Source organism: Oerskovia enterophila, assembly GCF_001692445.1.
GTDB lineage: Bacteria > Actinomycetota > Actinomycetes > Actinomycetales > Cellulomonadaceae > Oerskovia > Oerskovia enterophila.
The window spans coordinates 1-4,641 of record NZ_MAQA01000099.1 but is presented as its reverse complement, the minus strand read 5'-3'; the positions used below and the strand labels follow the sequence as shown (position 1 = coordinate 4,641).

At 75.3% G+C, this 4,641-nt stretch carries 5 protein-coding genes and 1 pseudogene; 2 read left to right on the top strand and 4 right to left on the bottom strand.

Translation table 11 applies throughout. The features are described from left to right. Positions 1-246: 246 nt before the first annotated feature. Positions 247-1,182, top strand: a complete 936-nt coding sequence (locus tag OERS_RS20240) for a phosphotransferase (RefSeq protein ID WP_068627775.1) — start codon at positions 247-249, stop codon at positions 1,180-1,182. 23 nt (positions 1,183-1,205) lie between these two features. On the opposite strand, the gene OERS_RS20235 is transcribed toward OERS_RS20240, so the two are convergent. Beyond that, complete coding sequence (locus tag OERS_RS20235) at positions 1,206-1,628, bottom strand: VOC family protein (protein ID WP_068627774.1); 423 nt, start codon at positions 1,626-1,628, stop codon at positions 1,206-1,208. Positions 1,629-1,732: 104 nt separating this feature from the next. On the opposite strand from OERS_RS20235, the gene OERS_RS20230 reads away from it, so the two are divergent. After that, positions 1,733-2,731, top strand: coding sequence for a helix-turn-helix transcriptional regulator (locus tag OERS_RS20230; RefSeq protein ID WP_068627773.1), 999 nt, complete (start codon positions 1,733-1,735; stop codon positions 2,729-2,731). Positions 2,732-2,747: 16 nt separating this feature from the next. On the opposite strand, the gene OERS_RS20225 is transcribed toward OERS_RS20230, so the two are convergent. The 3 genes and pseudogenes from OERS_RS20225 to OERS_RS20215 all read right to left on the bottom strand — a co-directional run. After that, positions 2,748-3,437: an energy-coupling factor transporter transmembrane component T family protein gene (locus tag OERS_RS20225; protein WP_082608690.1), complete on the bottom strand. Its 690-nt coding sequence runs from the start codon at positions 3,435-3,437 to the stop codon at positions 2,748-2,750. Next, positions 3,434-4,126, bottom strand: coding sequence for an energy-coupling factor ABC transporter ATP-binding protein (locus OERS_RS20220; protein ID WP_211268531.1), 693 nt, complete (start codon positions 4,124-4,126; stop codon positions 3,434-3,436). The genes OERS_RS20225 and OERS_RS20220 overlap by 4 nt, the downstream gene beginning before the upstream one ends. A gap of 65 nt (positions 4,127-4,191) precedes the next feature. Continuing rightward, positions 4,192-4,641 (bottom strand): annotated as a pseudogene (locus tag OERS_RS20215) (acetyl-CoA C-acyltransferase); the annotation flags it as partial.

Genomic DNA, 4,641 nt, shown 5'->3' with positions numbered 1-4,641 from the left:
GACGAGTGGGGCGGAGGGGACAAACCGGCCGTCTCGCCCCTTGCTGCAGCGAGTTGTCAGAACGTGGCCGGGCTATGCCCCGACCACGTTCTGACGACGGGTCCGCGGCCTCGGTGGCGTCGTGGGGCTCAGGGGCCGACCGATGCCGGACCGTCGTCCTGCCGGTCGGCCGATACCAGAGATGTCCCGCCGACTCGCGGGCGCGCGCTGTCCGTGCGCGCCGCGCCCGACCACTAGTCTCACCGGGTGGACTCGACGCGGCGCACGACCTGGCAGGAGCTCGCACCGCAGGTGCGCACGGACGTCGAGGAGATCCTGGGCAGCCCGGTGGTCTTCGCCACGAGCCAGGTCCAGGGCTACTCGCCCGGTAGCGCCGACCGCGTGCGCACCGCCTCGGGCGCGCGCGCCTTCGTCAAGGCCGTGAGCCGTTCGCGCAACGCCGACGCGTACGACATCCATCGGCGCGAGCTCGACGTGCTGCGCCGCCTGCCCGGCGCGGCCCCCGCGCCCCGGCTCCTGGGGGCGCACGAGAGCGACGAGTGGGTCGCCCTCGTCGTCGAGGACGTCGAGGGCCGGCACCCCGACCTGCCGCCCGAGCGTCGCGAGCTCATCGCGGTGCTCGGCGCCCTGCTCGAGCTCCCCGTGCTCCGCGACGGGTCCGGCGCCTCACCGTTCCCCGACGCGACGACCGAGCTCGCCCCCACGTTCGAGGGCTGGTCACGGCTGCGCGCCGACGACCACCTGGCGGGGCTGCCCGCCTGGGCGCTCGAGCACCTCGACGAGCTCGAGGCGCTCGCGGCGACGGCCGCGCAGGCCGCGCACGGCGACCGGCTCGTCCACCTCGACCTCCGCTTCGACAACGTGCTGGTCGACCAGTCCTCGCGCGTGTGGGTCGTCGACTGGCCGTGGGCCGGGACGGGCGCCCGCTGGGTCGACGCCCTGACCTTGCTGCTCGACGCGCGCGTCAACGACAGCACGGTCGACGTCGACGCGATCGCGTCCTCGCACCCGCTCTTCCGCGGGGCGACACGCGACCACGTCGACGCCTTCCTCGCGGGGCTCGCGGGCTACTTCTTCGACGCAGCGCGGCACCCCGCACCGCAGAACATGCCGACCTTGCGCGCGTTCCAACGGCGGCAGGGGTTCGTCGCGATCGACTGGTTGGCGCAGCGCCGGGCCTGAGGCACGAGGCGGTCGGCGGTGGCTCAGGCGTTCCAGGCGACCTCGACGTCGAGCACCCACGTCACGCCGAAGCGGTCCGTGAGCATGCCGTACAGCGGGGACCACCGGGCCTCCGCGAGCGGGACCTGGACCGTGGCCCCCTCGGCGAGCCGGCCCCAGTGGCCCCGCAGCTCGTCGGCGTCCGTGCCACGGACGGACACGAAGACCGGGAGGACGCCGGGCTCGTGGCGCGTGTGCGAGGGGACGTCGTAGGCCATGACCCGGAACCCGGCGTCGGAGGTGACCTGACCCCACATGATCTGGTCCGCCTCGGCGGGGTCGGTCACGGCGTGCGCGTCGGCGTAGGTCACGGTGGCGAGGTCCCCGCCGAAGACCGACCGGTAGAAGGCCAGGGCCTCGCGGGCGTCGCCGCGGAAGTTCAGGTGCGTCGTGGTGGTGATGGTCATGTCGGCTCCTCGGGTGGTTCGTGCTCGGGGCTCGTACCCCGACGAGGACCACTGTGCCGATCCATGAGGTCAGCTTCTGTCCTCATGGTTCGTAGCATGGACGCATGAACCAGCCCGCCGCGACCGCCTCGCGGCTGCTCGCGCTGCTGTCGCTGCTCCAGGCGCGCCGCGAGTGGCCCGGACCGGTGCTCGCCGAGCGGCTGGGCGTCGGCCTCCGGACGGTGCGCAGGGACGTCGAGCGGCTGCGCGGCATGGGGTACCGGATCACCGCCGGACGCGGCTCGATCGGCGGGTACCGCCTGGACTCCGGCGCCGATCTGCCGCCGTTGCTGCTCGACGACGACCAGGTCACGGGCATCGCTGTGGCACTGCGTGCGGCGCCCCTCGCGGGCGCCGGTGTCGAGGAGGCGGCAGCGCAGGCGCTCGCCACGATCCGCCGCGTCATGCCCTCCCGGCTGCGTCACCGCGTGGACGCGCTGCAGTTCACGACGCTCGCCACCGATGCTCCGGTGAGCACGGTCGGGACGGACGACCTCGTCCTGCTGTCCGGTGCGATCCGCGCGCGGGAGGTCGTGCGCTTCGACTACGGCGCGCCGGGCGCACGCGCCGGCGGCGACGTGCCGCGACCTCCCCGGCGAGCCGAGCCGCACCACCTCGTGGCCTCGCGCGGTCGCTGGTACGTCGTGGCCTGGGACCTGGGGGTCGCGGACTGGCGGATCTTCCGGGTCGACCGCATGGCGACCCGCCTGCACACGGGCCCGCGGTTCACGCCGCGCGAGGTCCCCGGGGGCGACGTCCAGGAGTTCGTCGCTGCGCGGTTCACCGGCCGGCACGCGAACGACTGGCCGTGCCGCGGGAAGGTCGTCGTCGACCTGCCGGCCCGGGACGTGGCGCCGTTCGTCGAGGACGGCGTGGTCGAGGACCTGGGGCCCGACAAGTGCAGCGTCGAGGTGGGGTCGTGGTCGTGGACCGCGCTGGCCTCGCTCCTCGGACGTCTCGAAGCCGATGTGCACGTCCTGCACCCGGAGGAGGTCCGGCTGGCCTTCGGTGAGCTCGCCCAGCGGTTCCAGCGGGCCTCGGACCCCGGCGACCGGCCCGACTGATCCGCCGGTGGCGACCTCAGTCGTCGAACCCGCGAGCGCGCAGGGCCTCGCCCAGCGCGTCGGCCTGCCGCATCGCGCCCACGACGAGCGGCACGGCGAACGCGCGGACGTCGCGCTCGTGCCCGCGCGCCCGCTGCGCGTCGCGGACCCGCGCTGCGAGGTCGGCGATCACGGGCACGCTGCGCAGCGCGAGGGCGAGCACCAGCGCGATGCGCTCGACGTCCACGCCCACGCGCCCCAGGGGAGCGAGCCCGCGCTCGATCGCCCCGAGCAGGTCGCCGACCCGCGTGGTGCACGTGACGAGACCCGCGAGCGCCACGAGGACCACGAGCCGCGCGCTGAGCACGGCCGCGGAGGTGAGATCCATGAGCCACCACTGGAGCGCGAAGAGCACGGGCACGAACACACGCAGGGGCCGCACCTGCCCCCACGCGGCGCGCCGGCCGACGCCGGAGAGCGCGTAGAGGCCTGCGACCGCGAGCGCGGCGAGACCCACGCCCAGCGGGGAGCGGACCAGCAGCAGGGCGAGCGAGCAGAGCATGAGGGCCGCGAGCTTGGGTCCGGCGGGGGCGCGGTGCAGCAGCGAGCGCCCGACGACGTAGGCTCCGGCCGCGTGGCCCGTCGCGCCCCGTGCTGTGCTCGTCGGGGCGGAGCGGGGCCCGCCTCGCGGGACGTCCGTGACGGCGGCCGGGCTCGACCCGCTCACGGCCGGTCGTCCAGGAGCCGGCGGTAGTACGCGATCGCGGGAGCGGGTTCGTCGTCGGCCACGACCTGACCCTCGTCGACCACGAGGACGCGGTCGTAGCCCGCCATGAGATCGAGGTCGTGCGAGACGAGCACGACCTGCTGCGGGATCTCGGCGAGCAGCGACGCGACGCGGCGCGTGTTGCGCAGGTCGAGCAGCGTCGTGGGCTCGTCGGCCACCACGAGGCGCGGCTCGCTGACGAGCACCGACGTGAGGGCGAGGAGCTGCTTCTGGCCGCCCGAGAGCAGGTGTGCGGGGTGGTCGGCGTGCCCGTCGAGGCCGTGACGCGCGAGCCAGTCGGCGACGAGCCGGTCGCGCGCGGGACGGTCGTGCTCGCTGCGGCGCAGCGAGTAGGCGACGTCCTCGGCCACGGTCGGCATGACGATCTGGGCGTCGGGGTCGGAGAACACGAAGCCCACGCGCCGGCGCACCTGGGCGCCCGAGCGGCGGGTGTCCAGGCCGTCGACCCGGACTGTCCCGTGCGTGGGCAGGACGAGCCCGTTGAGCAGCCGGGCCAGGGTGCTCTTGCCCGAGCCGTTGGCCCCCACGATCCCGATGCGTCGCTCGCGCAGCTCCGTGGTGACCCCGCGCAGGACGTCGCGCTCGCCCAGGCGCACGTGCACGTCCTCGAGCCCGACGACGCAGCCCACCTCGGGTGGCTCGGTCGCCCGGCCCTGTGCTCCTGCCGTAGCGGACCGCCGCACGCGCGGGCCCCTCACCGGACCACCTCGAACAGTCCTGCCACACCCAGGCCCCCGCCGACGGCCGCGGCAGCGAGCCCCAGCGAGCCCGCGGGTGCCTCCGCGCGCACGAGGCGGCTGAAGAGCCGGACGACCGAGACGGCGCCGCTCGCGCCCCACGGGTGCCCCAGGGCCAGGGCGCCGCCGTCCGCGCAGAGGCGCGCGTCGTCGTCGGGCAGGCGGAGCGCGTCGGTGAACGCCAGGACCTGCGCCGCGAAGGCCTCGACGAGCTCGACCGCCGCGAGGTCGCCCGTGGTGCGGCCCGTGCGGGCGAGCAGCTCGCGCACCGCCGGGACCGGGCCCCACCCGGGCAGGCGTGGGTCGCAGCCGCGCGTCAGGCTGCCCACGAGCCGCAGACCCGGCAGGCCCAGCCGTGCCCGCACGTGCTCGGGGACGATCGCGACGGTCGCGGCCCCGTCGCTGAC

Bases quoted from the DNA above. Each gene is read 5' to 3' on its own strand.
- OERS_RS20230 (WP_068627773.1), top strand. From the start codon at position 1,733: ATGAACCAGCCCGCCGCGACCGCCTCGCGGCTGCTCGCGCTGCTGTCG.
- OERS_RS20235 (WP_068627774.1), bottom strand. From the start codon at position 1,628: ATGACCATCACCACCACGACGCACCTGAACTTCCGCGGCGACGCCCGC.